This window comes from Cellulomonas sp., assembly GCF_036279715.1.
Classification (GTDB): domain Bacteria; phylum Actinomycetota; class Actinomycetes; order Actinomycetales; family Cellulomonadaceae; genus Cellulomonas_A.
Map to the genome: position 1 here is coordinate 20783 of NZ_DASUIR010000130.1, position 13594 is coordinate 34376.

The 13594-nt window shown below is 71.1% G+C and carries 12 protein-coding genes and 1 pseudogene; 9 read left to right on the top strand and 4 right to left on the bottom strand.

Annotated features, from left to right (window positions below; genetic code table 11):
- Positions 1-63: 63 nt before the first annotated feature.
- The 3 genes from VFW79_RS12445 to lepB all read left to right on the top strand — a co-directional run bounded on the left by VFW79_RS12445 (position 64) and on the right by lepB (position 1731).
- Positions 64-576 carry a gamma carbonic anhydrase family protein gene (locus VFW79_RS12445; RefSeq protein WP_329677609.1) on the top strand — a complete coding sequence of 171 codons (513 nt, stop codon included), beginning with the start codon at positions 64-66 and terminating at the stop codon, positions 574-576.
- A 95-nt stretch (positions 577-671) separates the two neighbouring features.
- Positions 672-1268: a DUF6448 family protein gene (locus tag VFW79_RS12450; protein ID WP_329677610.1), complete on the top strand. Its 597-nt coding sequence runs from the start codon at positions 672-674 to the stop codon at positions 1266-1268.
- Positions 1234-1731, top strand: coding sequence for a signal peptidase I (lepB, locus tag VFW79_RS12455; protein WP_329677611.1), 498 nt, complete (start codon positions 1234-1236; stop codon positions 1729-1731). The genes VFW79_RS12450 and lepB overlap by 35 nt, the downstream gene beginning before the upstream one ends.
- Here the strand turns inward: lepB and VFW79_RS12460 are convergent.
- Positions 1688-2392 carry a Crp/Fnr family transcriptional regulator gene (locus VFW79_RS12460; RefSeq protein WP_329677612.1) on the bottom strand — a complete coding sequence of 235 codons (705 nt, stop codon included), beginning with the start codon at positions 2390-2392 and terminating at the stop codon, positions 1688-1690. The two genes, lepB and VFW79_RS12460, sit on opposite strands and share 44 nt — an antisense overlap.
- Positions 2389-3057 (bottom strand): CG0192-related protein, encoded by a 669-nt coding sequence (locus tag VFW79_RS12465; RefSeq protein WP_329677613.1) that lies wholly within the window; start codon positions 3055-3057, stop codon positions 2389-2391. Before VFW79_RS12465 ends, VFW79_RS12460 begins: the two co-directional genes overlap by 4 nt.
- Before the next feature lie 220 nt (positions 3058-3277).
- On the opposite strand from VFW79_RS12465, the gene VFW79_RS12470 reads away from it, so the two are divergent.
- The 6 genes from VFW79_RS12470 to VFW79_RS12495 all read left to right on the top strand — a co-directional run bounded on the left by VFW79_RS12470 (position 3278) and on the right by VFW79_RS12495 (position 11882).
- Positions 3278-4315: a LacI family DNA-binding transcriptional regulator gene (locus VFW79_RS12470; protein WP_329677614.1), complete on the top strand. Its 1038-nt coding sequence runs from the start codon at positions 3278-3280 to the stop codon at positions 4313-4315.
- A 44-nt stretch (positions 4316-4359) separates the two neighbouring features.
- On the top strand, positions 4360-5739 hold the full coding sequence (locus VFW79_RS12475; RefSeq protein ID WP_329677615.1) for an ABC transporter substrate-binding protein: 1380 nt from the start codon (positions 4360-4362) through the stop codon (positions 5737-5739).
- A 71-nt stretch (positions 5740-5810) separates the two neighbouring features.
- Entirely contained in the window at positions 5811-6770 is a 960-nt protein-coding gene (locus VFW79_RS12480) for a sugar ABC transporter permease (RefSeq protein ID WP_329677616.1), read from the top strand.
- On the top strand, positions 6767-7720 hold the full coding sequence (locus VFW79_RS12485; protein ID WP_329677617.1) for a carbohydrate ABC transporter permease: 954 nt from the start codon (positions 6767-6769) through the stop codon (positions 7718-7720). Before VFW79_RS12480 ends, VFW79_RS12485 begins: the two co-directional genes overlap by 4 nt.
- A gap of 26 nt (positions 7721-7746) precedes the next feature.
- The gene (locus tag VFW79_RS12490) at positions 7747-9876 is read left to right on the top strand and encodes a beta-galactosidase (RefSeq protein ID WP_329677618.1); all 2130 of its coding nucleotides are present in this window, start codon (positions 7747-7749) and stop codon (positions 9874-9876) included.
- Positions 9873-11882 (top strand): beta-galactosidase, encoded by a 2010-nt coding sequence (locus VFW79_RS12495; protein ID WP_329677619.1) that lies wholly within the window; start codon positions 9873-9875, stop codon positions 11880-11882. The genes VFW79_RS12490 and VFW79_RS12495 overlap by 4 nt, the downstream gene beginning before the upstream one ends.
- Before the next feature lie 24 nt (positions 11883-11906).
- Here the strand turns inward: VFW79_RS12495 and VFW79_RS12500 are convergent, their stop codons facing one another.
- The gene (locus VFW79_RS12500; protein WP_329677620.1) at positions 11907-12968 is read right to left on the bottom strand and encodes a LacI family DNA-binding transcriptional regulator; all 1062 of its coding nucleotides are present in this window, start codon (positions 12966-12968) and stop codon (positions 11907-11909) included.
- A gap of 122 nt (positions 12969-13090) precedes the next feature.
- Positions 13091-13594 (bottom strand): annotated as a pseudogene (locus VFW79_RS12505) (carbamate kinase); the annotation flags it as partial.

The window sequence follows — 13594 nt, forward strand, 5'->3', positions numbered from 1 at the left end:
GCTGCACCCAGGACCATCGGGCACGGTGCGTGCGGCGATGCCGGGCCAACTAGCCTGGTCCGCATGATTCTGCTGCCGTTCGCCGGACGCACGCCCGAGGTGCACGAGACTGCGTGGGTCGCCCAGAGCGCCGCACTGATCGGCAAGGTGCGGGTGCACGCCGACGCGAGCGTGTGGTTCGGTGCGGTGCTGCGCGGGGACATCGACGAGATCGAGATCGGCCGCGGCTCGAACCTGCAGGACAACGTCGTCGTGCACACCGAGCTGGGGTCCCCGGCGATCGTCGGCAGCGGTGTGAGCGTCGGGCATGGTGCGGTGGTCCACGGCTGCACGATCGAGGACGGCTGCCTGATCGGCATGAACGCGACGGTGCTGACCCGGGCCGTCGTCGGTCGCGACTCGCTGGTCGCCGCCGGGGCGGTCGTCCTCGAGGGGGCCGTCGTCCCGCCGCGCTCGCTCGTGGCCGGTGTACCCGGCAAGGTGCGCCGCGAGCTCACCGACGCCGAGGTCGAGGCACTGCACGGCAACGCGTCGCGGTACGTCACCCGTGCGGACGACTACCGCGCGCAGGGCTGAGCGCGGACCCGGCCGCGAGGCGACTTGATCGTCGTCAAGGCGGCGCGACGCTGATCTTCCTAGCGTGGGGACGACTCAAGCGAAGGAGAGCCCCCATGTTCACCAACCTCATCACCGGCCTCGTCCGGGTGTTGGCCGCGCTGAAGCCGCCCACGGCGCAGGCTCACTGCGACACCGCGGAGGGCCCGGCGGTCACGGACGGCCGCAGGTCCCTCGAGACGGGCAACATCAACCACGCGCTCACGTGGATCCCCGCCGAGGGCGAGGCCGAGCTGCGGGACGTCTTCGAGAAGGCGCTGACGGTGCGCAGCCTCGGAGCTGACGCCGCCGAGCTGGCCGACCGGCTCTTCCTGGAGACGTTGGTCCGCCTCCACCGGATGGGGGAGGGTGTCGGGTTCACCGGCATCCAGCCCGTCGGCACCCAGGTCGACCCGGTCGTCGTGGCCGCCGACGAGGCCATCGCGCAGGGCTCGGACGCCGCGCTGCTGCCGATGGTTCCGGCGGAGCGACGCGCCGAGCTCGACAAGCGCTTCCGGGCTGCGCTGGCCGTCAAGGACTTCGACGTGGACGACGTCGCGGCCGGCCGGCGCTACCTCGCCGCCTACGTGAGCTTCTTCACGTACGCCGAGGGCGAGGAGCACGAGCACGAGCACGGGCATGAGCACGGCCACGAGCTCAGCCACGCGCACTAGTCCCGTGGCCCGCCTCGTCCGGGTGGCCGGCGACTCCATGGCCCCCACCTACCGCTCGTCCGACCTGCTGCTCACGCGGCCGGCCGGACGAGCCGGGGCGCGGGTCCGACGCGGCGACGTCGTGGTGTTCCGCCGCGGCGAGCTGCGGATGATCAAGCGCGTGGTCGGCGTGCCGGGAGACCTCGTCGAGCTCGAGGCCGGACGCCTGTTCGTCAACGGGAACCCCGTCGACGGGCGTCCCCGGGTACGCGGCGCGTTCACCCAGACCTGGCGGGTCCCCAGGTCGAGCTGCTTCATGGCGGGGGACAACGCGGCCGCCTCGGACGACTCGCGGGTCTGGGACGAGCCCTTCGTCCGGCTCCAGAGTCTCGACGCGGTCGTCACGCGGCGGCTCTGGGCCGGCCGCGGGACCGGGAGGCTCAGTCCTCGTCGACGAGCTGCTGCAGCCGGTCAGGTTGCGTGATCGACACCGACCGTCCCGCGCCGACCGCGATGAGTCCCTGCTCGGCGAGGCTCTTCAGTGCCCGGCTGAAGCTCTCGGGGGTCGTGTCGAGCAGCGCGGCCACGTCCTTCTTGGCCAACGGCAGGGTCACCGTCGCGATGCCGTCCCGCCAGGTGCTCGGCAGGCCGAGCAGGTAGTCGGCGAGCCGGCTCTCGACGCCACGCGAGGTCACCGAGCTGAGTCGGCGCTCGGTGTCGGAGAGCCGCTCGCTCACCGCGGCCAGCATCCGCAGGCCGATGTCGGGGTGCTGCGTGATCAGGGCCTCGAGGTCGTCATGACGGAACACGCAGAGCTGGCTCTCGTCGAGCGCGATGGCGTAGCCGTCCGGCCGCTGCCGCGTGAACACCGAGGTCTCGCCGGTGAACTCGCCCGGGAGCAGCACCCGGACGAGCTGCTCGGAGCCGTCGGCCAGGAGTCGGAAGATCTTGAGGCGTCCCGTGTGCAGCACCACGAGCTGCGACACGTCGTCGTCGGCGGAGTACGCCGTCTCACCCGCGCGCAGGTGGGTCGGCCGCGCCAGCGCCTCGACCCGGTGCTGGTCATGCGGCGAGAGGCTGGCGAAGACCGGGACACGCGCGACGCAGGTGTCGGCCGACGTCGCCCTCGCGTCGCCCGGGTTCACGGCGCCAGCACGAGGACCAGAGGCTGCGGTTCGACCTGGCCCGACCAGGTGCCGGCCAGCACGGCCGACGGCACGTCGTCGGTGCGGTCGAGGGCACGCGGGCGGCCGTCGCTGCCGAGCGTGCGGACGATGACCAGCCGCAGCTCGCCCGCCGCCACGACGGTGGACCCGGGCTCGGGCCGCATCGACACGCGGTCGGCCGGTACCGGGGGTGGCACCGGCGTGCCACTCGTGCCGCTGCCGACGACGACTGCCGTCGGCTCGCGGAAGACCAGCGCGCCGTCGACGTCGACGTACTGGTCGGCCTGGCGGCCGCCCGTGAGAGCAGCGGTCGCTGCTGCCGTGAGGTACGCGGGGTCCCCGGCGCCGTCGTACACCCACCGCCGGCCCAGGACCGAGTGCTGCATGGTGCCGATGAGCCACGCATCGCCGCCCTCGAGGGGCGCCCCGCGATAGGTCAGCGGCACCTGCAGCACCGGGCCGTCAGCCGCCCGGACGAGCAGGGTCTCGATGCCGACCTCGCCCGCGGGGTCGTCGAAGCGGAACGATGCGACGGTCGCCAGCTCCGCGCCGGCGCTCGCCTCGAACCACGGCTGGCTCGGTGCCCAGCCCGCGACGAGCTCGATCTTCGACGGCCGCAGCTCGGCCCGGTGCAGGAGTGCCATGGGGCCGATGCTACGGAGAACCCCCGGTCCGTGCGTCGACTTGTGCTCGCACAGTGCCCGTGCCCGACGCCGCCCGACGGAGCGGTGCTCGTGGTCGCGCTCCCTCGGCCGCCGCCGCCGGATCGATGCAAGGTTGTGACCTAGATCACTTGACTACGTAGACAGTGCGTCTATTGACTACGTAGACATCGACACCGACGTTGAAGAGGGGGACGAGTTCGTGACCACCAAGATCGTCCCCACCAAGGCCCACCCGGTTGTCGCCATGGACGTGGCACGGGCTGCGGGCGTCTCGCAGAAGACGGTCTCGCGCGTCGTCAACGGCGACCCGCACGTGAGCCACGAGGTGCGTGAGCGTGTGACCCGCGCGATCGTCACGCTGGGCTACCGGCCCAACCGCGCCGCCCGCAACCTGGTCCTCGGCCGCAGCCGCACCATCGGGGTGCTGTCGGTCGGCTCCACGGACTTCGGGCCGTCCTCGCTGGTGCTGGCCGCGGAGGGAGCGATCCGCAGCGCCCGGTACGCGATGTCGGTCATCAACACGTTCGAGGACCAGCCGGAGACGATCACCGACTCGCTGCGGGCGCTCGTCGACCAGGGCGTCGACGGGATCGTGGTCAACGAGCCGGTCGGGGCGTTCACGCTGGCCGCCGGTGCGCTCGGCGACCTTCCGGTGCTGAGCCTGTCGGGCTCCTACGGCATCTCGACCAGCGAGATCGTCGCCGACGCGGACCAGGCGTCGGGCGCCCGCAGCGCGACGGAGCACCTGGTCGGACTGGGGCACCGCACCGTGCACCACATCGCGGGCCCGGCGAACTGGCGGTCGAGCACGCTGCGGCTCGAGGGGTGGCGCAGCTCGATCCGGGCTGCCGGCGTACCGGAGCCCGCCGTCGTGCACGGCGACTGGACAGCCCGGTCCGGGTACGAGCTGGGTACCCGCCTGGCTGTCGACCCCGAGGTCACGGCCGTCTTCGTCGCGAACGACCAGATGGCCATCGGCCTCATGCGTGCGTTCGCGGAGGCGGGCCGGGATGTACCGGGTGAGGTGAGCGTCGTCGGCTTCGACGACGTCCCCGAGGCCGCCTACCTGTCGCGGGCCCTCACCACCGTCCGCCAGGACCTGGCCTACCTGGCCACCTTCGGCGTCGGCATGCTCATCGACGCCATCGAGAACCCGCGGCGGCAGGACCGCCGCGAGAACGTCCCGGTCGAGCTCGTGATCCGGGAGACAACGGCCGCACCGCCACTCCGGCGATGACGGACCCCACCAGAACGCCCGCATGGCACACGAAGGAGTGGAGCATGTCGAGAACAATCACGTGGCGGCGCAAGGCCATGGGAGTGACCGCAGGGATCGCCGTCGCCGCACTGGCGCTCACAGCGTGCAGCGGCGGGAGCTCGGGCACCAAGACCACGGGACCCGCTGCGGCGATCAGCCAGGCGGACATCGACAAGGCGATGAAGACGCCGACGAAGCTCACGTTCTGGACCTGGGTCCCGGACATCGGGAACGAGGTCAAGCTGTTCGAGGCCGCCTACCCGGCGATCACGGTCGACGTCGTGAACGTCGGCCAGGGCGCTGACCACTACAAGAAGATGCGCAGCGCGCTGCAGGCCGGCAAGGGTGCCCCCGACGTCGCCCAGATCGAGTTCCAGCACGTGCAGTCGTTCGCCCTCGGCGACAACCTCCTCGACCTCACGCCGTACATCCCGGCGAGCACCAGCGCGGACTACGTCCCGTGGGTGTGGAAGCAGGTCCTGTCGACGGACGGCTCGAAGATCTGGAGCATCCCGCAGGACTCGGGCCCCATGGGTGGGCTGTACCGCGACGACATCCTCAAGGCGCACAACATCGCGGTGCCGAAGACCTGGGACGAGTTCGCCACGGCCGCGAAGACGCTGCACGCCGCGGACCCGAACGTCTACCTGACCAACATGCCGGGCAACGACATGGGCCAGTTCACGGCGATGCTGTGGCAGGCCGGGGCGCGCCCGTTCGGCTGGAACGGGGACAAGGACGTCACGATCAACGTGACCTCCCCGGAGGCGACGAAGGTCGCGAAGTACTGGCAGGACCTCATCCAGGCCGGTGACGTCTCGGTCGACCCCGACTTCACCGACACCTGGTACCAGGGCCTGGCCAACGGCAAGTACGCCGGCTGGGCGCCGACGGCAGCCTGGGCCCCGGTGTTCCTGCAGGGCACGGCGGCGAACACCTCCGGGATGTGGCGCGCCGCGAACATGCCGCAGTGGGACGCGTCCGGCACGCCGGTCTCCGCGAACTGGGGTGGTTCGTCCGACGCGGTCATGAAGAGCACGAAGAACCCGATCGCCGCGGCGCAGCTCGCCCTCTGGATCAACCATGACCCGGCCTCGACGCTGATGCTGGCGAACACGCAGTTCCTGTTCCCGACGACGAACGCCACGCTCACGAGCAAGGAGTTCACCGACCTGGCGCCCGAGTTCTACGGGGGCCAGAAGGTCAACCAGGTGTTCGCGGACATCTCCAAGACGGTGCCGGAGGACTTCAGCTGGCTGCCGTTCATGGACTACGCGTACTCCGCCGGCCAGGAGTCGGTCGGCAAGGCGATCGCTGACAAGGGCGACATCGTCGGCGCGCTGAAGGCCTGGCAGGACGCCCTGACCACGTACGCCAAGCAGCAGGGCTTCACCGTCAAGTAGTGGGATGGCGCCGCCCCACGCCCGCTGCGTGGGCGTGGGGCGGCGCACCCCGCTCGATCCAGGAGACCACCATGACTGCAGCTGATGTCCGTCTGCCCCCAGGACCACCGACGACGTCCACCGAGCCGATCAAGCGCCGGGGCCCGTCGCCGATGCGTCGGCGCGAGAACGCGGCCGCCTACATCCTGATCACGCCCTTCGTGGTCGTGTTCGCCCTGTTCATCGTCGTGCCGCTCGTGTACTCCGGCTACCTCAGCCTGTTCCGCGACCAGCTCGTGGGCGGCACCACCTTCGTCGCGTTCGACAACTACACGCGGGCCCTCACCGACTCGTCGTTCCTGACCGGCGTCGGCCGGATGGCGATCTTCCTGCTCATCCAGGTGCCGATCATGCTCGGCCTCGCGCTGGTGTTCGCCCTGCTGCTCGACGCGGGCGTCCTCTACCTGCAGCGCTTCATCCGGCTGGGCATCTTCATCCCGTATGCCGTGCCGAGCGTCATCGCCGCGCTGATGTGGGGATACCTCTACGGCCCGGACTTCGGCCCCGCCGCCCAGATCGCCAAGAACCTGCACATCTCGGCGCCGCCATTCCTGTCCCAGAACTGGATGCTCGGATCGATCATGAACATCGTGTCGTGGGAGTTCATCGGCTACAACATGATCATCTTGTACGCCGCTCTGCGATCCATCCCGAGCGAGCTCTTCGACGCCGCGGCGGTCGATGGCGCCGGCCGCGTGCGCACAGCCTGGAGCATCAAGATCCCGGCCATCCGCCCGGCGATCATCCTCACCGCGATCTTCTCGGTGATCGGCTCGTTCCAGCTCTTCAACGAGCCGAACCTCCTGCGGACCATCGCCCCCAACGTCATCGGCATCGACTACACGCCGAACATGTACGCGTACAACCTCGCGTTCATCAACCGGGACAGCAACTATGCCGCCGCGATCGCCTTCATCCTCGGCGTCGTGATCATGGTCGTGTCGTACTCGGTGCAGCTGTCCACCCAGCGCAAGGAGCGTGCAGCACGATGACCACGCAGACCGCCGCCGGCGGGTCAGCCCTGACCGGCAGCCCCCTCGACCGCACCTCGCCCCCGCGGCAGCGCGCCCGCAGGTCCCGCGCGTACTCCTCCGACAAGCCGCACCGCAGCCCGGTGCTCACCGTCGTGATGGGCGCCGTCCTGCTCTACTTCCTCATCCCGCTGTGGTGGCTCCTCGTCGCGTCGACGAAGTCCAACGCCAACCTGTTCTCCACCTTCGGGCTCTGGTTCTCGAGCACGAACTCGCTGTGGGTCAACATCCAGACGGTGTTCACGTCGGACAACGGCGTCTACCTGCTCTGGCTGCGCAACTCGCTCGTCTACTCCGTGACCAGCGCGGTGGGTTCGGCGTTCCTGGCGACGATGGCCGGGTACGCGTTCGCCAAGTACCGGTTCCCCGGCGGCAACGCGATCTTCAGCGGGATCCTCGGAGCGATCATGATCCCGATGACGGCGCTCACCATCCCGACCTACCTGCTGTTCGCCAACGCCGGCCTCACGAACACGCCGTGGGCGGTCATCCTGCCGTCGCTGGCGAGCCCGTTCGGCGTCTACCTCATGCGGGTCTACGCCGCCGACTCGGTCGACGAGACCCTCATCGAGGCCGCACGCGTGGACGGCGCGGGCGAGCTGCGCATCTTCTTCACCGTCGCCCTCCGGCTGCTCTCGCCGGGCCTGGTCACGGTGCTCCTGTTCGCTCTGGTGTCGACCTGGAACAACTACTTCCTGCCCCTGATCATGCTCAACAGCCCGGAGCTGTACCCGCTCACGGTCGGCCTGGCCCAGTGGCAGGCGACCGCCGCCGGAGGCTCGGGGTCGAGGGCCCTGTTCTCGAGCATCATCACCGGCTCGTTCCTCTCGATCATCCCGCTCGTCATCGCATTCCTGTTCCTTCAGCGCTACTGGCAGTCCGGCCTCGCCAGCGGTGCCGTCAAGGGCTGACCCCCCACCAGGTGGAGAAGACACACATGGCAATCCAGCACCAGACCGTCCGCTTCGGCGCGGCCTACTACTACGAGTACGCGGGCCCCGGCCAGGACCCGAAGCCGGAGACCCTGGAGCGCGACCTCGACCTCATGGCGGCCGCCGGGTTCTCGGTGATCCGCGTCGGGGAGTCGGTCTGGTCGACGTGGGAGCCCGAGGACGGCAGCTTCGACCTGGACTGGCTCGAGCCGGTCCTCGACGGGGCGCACGCCCGCGGCATCGACGTCGTCCTCGGGACCCCGACGTATGCGGTCCCGATGTGGCTGGTCCGGCGGTACCCGGAGATCGCGGGCGAGGACCGCACCGGGCACCGGATGGGCTGGGGTGCCCGCCAGGAGGTCGACTTCACGCATCCGGCCTTCCGCTTCCACGCCGAGCGCATCCTCACGCAGATCGTCGAGCGGTACCGCGACCACCCCGCTGTCGTCGCGTACCAGGTCGACAACGAGCCCGGCCTGCACCTCCTGCACAACCGGGGCGTCTTCGAGCGCTTCGTCGACCACCTTCGCGACATCTACGGTGACGTCGAGACGCTGAACCGGGAGTGGGGTCTCGTCTACTGGTCGCACCGGCTGTCCACGTGGGCGGACCTGTGGACGCCGGACGGCAACGCCCAGCCGCAGTACGACCTCGCCTGGCGCCGGTTCCAGGCGGACCTGACCACGGAGATGATCGACTGGCAGGCCCGCGCGGTCCGCAAGCTCGCGCGCCCCGACCAGATCGTGACGACCTGCATCTCGTACGACCGGCCCGCGCTCGAGGACGCCGACCTGGCGTCGGTCCTCGACGTGACGAGCGGCAACCCGTACTACGCCATGCAGGACGGGCTGGCCCACCCGAACGCCTCGCAGCGGCTGCAGTACTGGACGACGAACGGCACGTGGGCCCTGTTCCAGAGCGGCGACACGATGTTCTCGAGCCGCGGCGAACCGTTCTGGGTGACCGAGACGGACGCCCAGTCCATCGGGGGCCCAAGCACCAACAACCCGGCCTACCCGGGCCAGTGGCGGCAGGCGGCCTGGGCTCTCGTGAGCCGCGGCGCCCGCATGGTCGAGTACTGGCACTGGCACACGCTGCACTACGGCGCGGAGACCTACTGGGGTGGCGTGCTGCCGCACAGCGGTGTGCCCGGTCGCGCCTACCGCGAGATCGCCCTGCTCGGCGCCGAGCTCGCCCGCACCGGAGGCGTGCTGGCGGACGCGACCCCGGACGCCGACATCGCGATCCTCGCCTCGACCGACGCGCGCTTCGCGCTCGCGGCCCAGCCGCCGCTCCAGAAGCCCGACGGCACCGGGGACCCGAACAGCTACCCCCGGATCGTCGGCGCGTTCTACCAGGGCGCGTTCGACGCCGGTCTCCAGGTGCGGGTCGTCCGCCCGCGCTACCTGTTCGGCGAGGACCCTGCCGACGTCGTGCGCCGCCTGCCCGTGCTCGTCGCGGCCGGCTACTACCCGGCGTCGGACGCCGACCTCGACTGGCTGCTGAGGTACGCGGACGCGGGCGGCCACCTCGTCGTCGGGCCCCGGACCGCGTACGCCGACCACGAGGCCCGGGCCCGCGACGAGGTCCAGCCGGCCCGGCTGTCCTCGCCGGCAGGCGTCTGGTACGACGAGCTCAACAACCTCCCCGACCCCGTCCCGGTGGCAGGCACGCTCACGGGGGAGGCGACCGCCTGGGCCGAGGGCCTGGTGGCCGACGGTGCCGAGGTGCTCGCGCGCTACGTCCACCCCCACCTGGGCGCGTGGTCGGCCGTGACGACGAACCCGCACGGCGCCGGCCGGATCACGGTCGTCGGGACGGTTCCCGGTGTCGGGCTCGCCCGCTCGCTCGCCTCGTGGCTCGTCCCCGAACCGCTCGCGGCGTGGGCGGACGTCCCGGCGAGCGTCACCGTCCACACGTCGTCCCGACCGGACGGCACCCGCGTGCACGTGGTGCACAACTGGTCCTGGGAGGCCGTGACCGTGACAGTGCCGTTCGATCTCGACGTCCTGGTCGCCGCGCGCGGTGACGTCCCGGCGGACCCACCGCCCGTCGACGCCCCCGGTGGCTCGCTCGCGGCCGGCGATTCCGTGACCCTCGGCTCGTGGGACGTCCTCGTGGCGGTGACCCGATGACGCGCTGGGCGGGCCCGTGGCCGACCGACGGCATCGCGTTCGGCGCCGACTACAACCCGGAGCAGTGGCCCGAGGAGGTCTGGGCCGACGACGTCGCGCTCATGCGCCAGGCGGGCGTGAACCTCGTCAGCGTGGGGATCTTCTCGTGGGGGCAGCTCGAGCCGGAGGAGGGGCGGTTCGAGTTCGGCTGGCTGGACCGGATCCTCGACCTGCTGCACGAGGCCGGGATCGGCGTGGACCTCGCGACGCCCACCGCCGCGCCGCCGGTCTGGCTGCACCTCGCCCACCCCGAGATGTTGCCGGTCGACGCCGATGGTCTGCGCTACACCCACGGCAGCCGCGAGTCGTGGTGCGTGAGCTCGCCGGTCATCCGCGAGCACGCGACCCGGATCGCCCGGGTCGTCGCGGAGCGCTACGGGCAGCACCCCGCGGTCCGCATGTGGCACGTCTCCAACGAGCTCGCGTGCCACAACGGGCGCTGCTACTGCGACGTGTCGGCGGCCGCGTTCCGCACCTGGCTGGCCGCGAGGTACGCGGACGTCGACGAGCTCAACCTTGCCTGGGGCACGGCCTTCTGGGGTCAGCGCTACGCGTCGTTCGAGCAGATCCTGCCGCCGCGTCGCACGACGACGATCCCCAACCCGGGCCAGCGGCTCGACTTCGAGCGGTTCTCGTCCGACGCGTTCGTCGACCACCTCGAGGCCGAGGCGGCCGTGCTGCGCGAGGTCACCCCGCACCTGCCCGTGACCACCAACTACATGGTCATGGGCGACTTCCACCAGATCGACTACGCCGCGACGACCCCGTTGGTCGACATCGTGTCCAACGACCACTACCTCAAGGCCGACGACCCGCGCGGCTGGGCCGAGCTGGCGTTCAGCGCGGACCGGGTCCGGGGGCTGGCCGGAGGGGACCCGTGGGTGCTCATGGAGCACTCGACCAGCGCGGTGAACTGGCAGCCGCGCAACCTGGCCAAGGAGCCGGGCCAGATGCTGCGCAACTCCTTGCAGCACGTGGCCCGCGGCGCGGACGGGGTGCTGTTCTTCCAGTGGCGGCAGTCCCGGGCAGGTGCCGAGAAGTACCACTCCGGCATGGTGCCCCACGCCGGCGCCGACTCGGACCGGTTCCGTGAGGTCGTCGATCTCGGTGCGACGCTCGAGCGTCTGGCTGAGCTCCGGGGGAGCGTCGTCGAACCGGCGCGGGTCGCGCTGCTGTGGGACACGCAGGCCTGGTGGGCGACGGATCTCGAGGCGCACCCCACCGTCGACCTGCACTACCTCGACCTGGCCCGGCGCCTGCACGGTGCGCTGCTCGACGCGGGGGTCGCCGTCGACGTGCTGCCCGCGACGGCGGTGCTCGACGGCTACGACGTCGTCCTGGTCCCGACGCTCTACCTCGCGCCGCCCGAGCTGTCCGACCGGCTCACCGCGGTCGTGGCGCGCGGCGGTCAGGTGCTCGTCTCGTACTTCTCGGGCATCGTCGACGAGTCCGACCGGGTGCTGCTGGGCGGCTATCCCGGAGCGTTCCGGGACCTGCTCGGCGTGCGCGTCGAGGAGTTCGCCCCGCTCGTCGAGGGCGGCGCGGTGCGGCTCAGCGACGGCACCACCGGCGAGGTGTGGACTGAACGGCTCACCGCCGCCGACGCCGAGGTGCTGGCCACCTACGCCGACGGCCCGGCAGCCGGCGGCCCCGCGCTCACGCGGCGGTCGGTGGACGGTGGGGGAGCGGCCTGGTACCTGTCGACGCGGCTCGACGGACCGGCGCTCGCGGCCCTCGTCGGGCGCGTGGTCGACGCAGCGCAGGTCGCGCCGGTCGTCGAGCAGGCTGGCGGGCTCGAGGTCGTGCGGCGGACGGGTGAGTCGGGCAGCTGGCTGTTCGCGATCAACCACACCGACACCGACCTGCCGCTGCAGGCGGTCGGGCTCGACCTCGTCGGCGGTGGCACGCACCGCTGCGGGAACCTCGTGCCGGCCAGGGGCGTCGTCGTCCTGCGGGAGGGTGCCTGACGTCGCGGCCGGGCGGGGTGTCCGTCAGGACGCGCGTGCGGGACCCGTGGTCTCACGGATGACGAGATGGGTCGGGATCGTCTCGAGCAGGCCGTGGGCGCGGTGGCCTTCGAGGACCTGCAGGAGGAGCTCGACACCGCGCACTGCCGCGACGGTGAGGTCCTGGCGAACCGTCGTCAGGGCGCGCGACAGGAAGGCGGCCTCCGGCACGTCGTCGTAACCGACGATGCTGACGTCGTCGGGCACCCGTCGACCGACGTCCTGGAGCGCACGTGCGAGCCCGATGGCCATGTGGTCGTTCGCAGCGAAGACCGCCGTCACCCCGGGTCGCTGAGCGAGCACGCGGCCGGCCTCGTAGCCGGATGCCAGCGACCAGTCACCTTGGAGCACGTCCGGCACGTCACGGCCCGCGGCCTGCAGGGCTGCTCGCCACGCCTCTGTTCGTCGTACCGCAGAAGGCCAGTCCTTGGGGCCCCCGATGTGGTGGACGGTGGCGTGCCCGAGCTCCAGCAGGTGGTTGACCGCATCGGTGACCCCGCTCGCCTCGTCGGTCTCGACCACAAGCTCGGTCGCGGCAAGGTTGAGTGGTCCGGACAGGCTGAGGACGGGAACGGCAAGGCCGTGGCGTCGCGCCCGGAACATCGCCGTCGGTTCGTTGACCACGATGGCGTCGACCCCCTGGTCGAGCAGCGACACGAGGCCGTCCTCCATGGTCTGCGCGTCGAGATCGAACGTGTTGACGACCCGGAGCCCGTAGCCCGCTGCGCTCACCGCCCGCCCCGTCGCGATGGCGAGAGACGCGGGACCGTACGCCGCGCTGCCGAGGTTCAGCAGCCCGACCGTCCGGCTGCGGCCCAGCAGCAACGACCGGGCTGCCGTGTTGGGGCGGTAGCCGAGCTGCTCGATGGCCTCCTGCACGCGTCGGCGGACGTCGGGGCTGACCTGAGGATCGTGGTTCACGACGCGCGAGACGGTCTTCTGCGAGACCCCGGCGGCGCGGGCCACGTCCGTGCCGGTGACGCGGCGGATACCGACGGGTCCCGGACCCGCGGGCCGCACCCCGAGGGGCGAAGCGTCAACCGACATGCGGCGTCTCCTGCGATCGGCGGCCGACGCCGTCGTGGGTTCTGGAAGGTGAGGCCACTCTAGCGAGCGCCCCCCGAGCTGAGACGGGTGAAGATGCTGCTCATGGGGGGCGCAGCGGGGGGCTACCCGTGGATCACGGTCCCGCTCTCGCCGCGCATGGCGAGCGGCGCCTTCTCGAGCGAGCAGATCACGGCCCTGCGGCCGGGGCCGCTCGCGGCGAACTCCATCGCCGCCTGGACCTTGGGCAGCATCGACCCCGCGCCGAAGCACCCGTCGTCCACGTAGCGCTGCGCCGTGACGAGGTCGAGGTCCTCGAGGTCGCGCTGCTCAGGGGTGCCGAAGTCGATCGCGACGCGGTCGACCGCCGTCAGGATGAACAGGAAGTCGGCACCGACCACCTCGGCGAGCTTCGAGGACGCGAAGTCCTTGTCGATGACGGCCGGCACCCCGTGGTAGTCGCCCGCCGCGTCCTTGACCACGGGGATCCCGCCCCCGCCGCACGCGACCACGATGAACTCGTGGTCGAGCAGGTTGAGGATCGAGTCCCGCTCGACGATGTCGACCGGGCGCGGTGACGCGACGACGGTCCGCCACCCCCGCCCGGAGTCCTCGAGCATGACCAGTCC

Coding starts and splice junctions, on each gene's coding strand:
- VFW79_RS12465 (WP_329677613.1), bottom strand. CDS start 3,057: ATGGCACTCCTGCACCGGGCCGAGCTGCGGCCGTCGAAGATCGAGCTC.
- VFW79_RS12475 (WP_329677615.1), top strand. CDS start 4,360: ATGTCGAGAACAATCACGTGGCGGCGCAAGGCCATGGGAGTGACCGCA.
- VFW79_RS12500 (WP_329677620.1), bottom strand. CDS start 12,968: ATGTCGGTTGACGCTTCGCCCCTCGGGGTGCGGCCCGCGGGTCCGGGA.
- VFW79_RS12485 (WP_329677617.1), top strand. CDS start 6,767: ATGACCACGCAGACCGCCGCCGGCGGGTCAGCCCTGACCGGCAGCCCC.
- VFW79_RS12445 (WP_329677609.1), top strand. CDS start 64: ATGATTCTGCTGCCGTTCGCCGGACGCACGCCCGAGGTGCACGAGACT.
- VFW79_RS12480 (WP_329677616.1), top strand. CDS start 5,811: ATGACTGCAGCTGATGTCCGTCTGCCCCCAGGACCACCGACGACGTCC.
- VFW79_RS12495 (WP_329677619.1), top strand. CDS start 9,873: ATGACGCGCTGGGCGGGCCCGTGGCCGACCGACGGCATCGCGTTCGGC.
- VFW79_RS12490 (WP_329677618.1), top strand. CDS start 7,747: ATGGCAATCCAGCACCAGACCGTCCGCTTCGGCGCGGCCTACTACTAC.
- VFW79_RS12450 (WP_329677610.1), top strand. CDS start 672: ATGTTCACCAACCTCATCACCGGCCTCGTCCGGGTGTTGGCCGCGCTG.
- lepB (WP_329677611.1), top strand. CDS start 1,234: ATGAGCACGGCCACGAGCTCAGCCACGCGCACTAGTCCCGTGGCCCGC.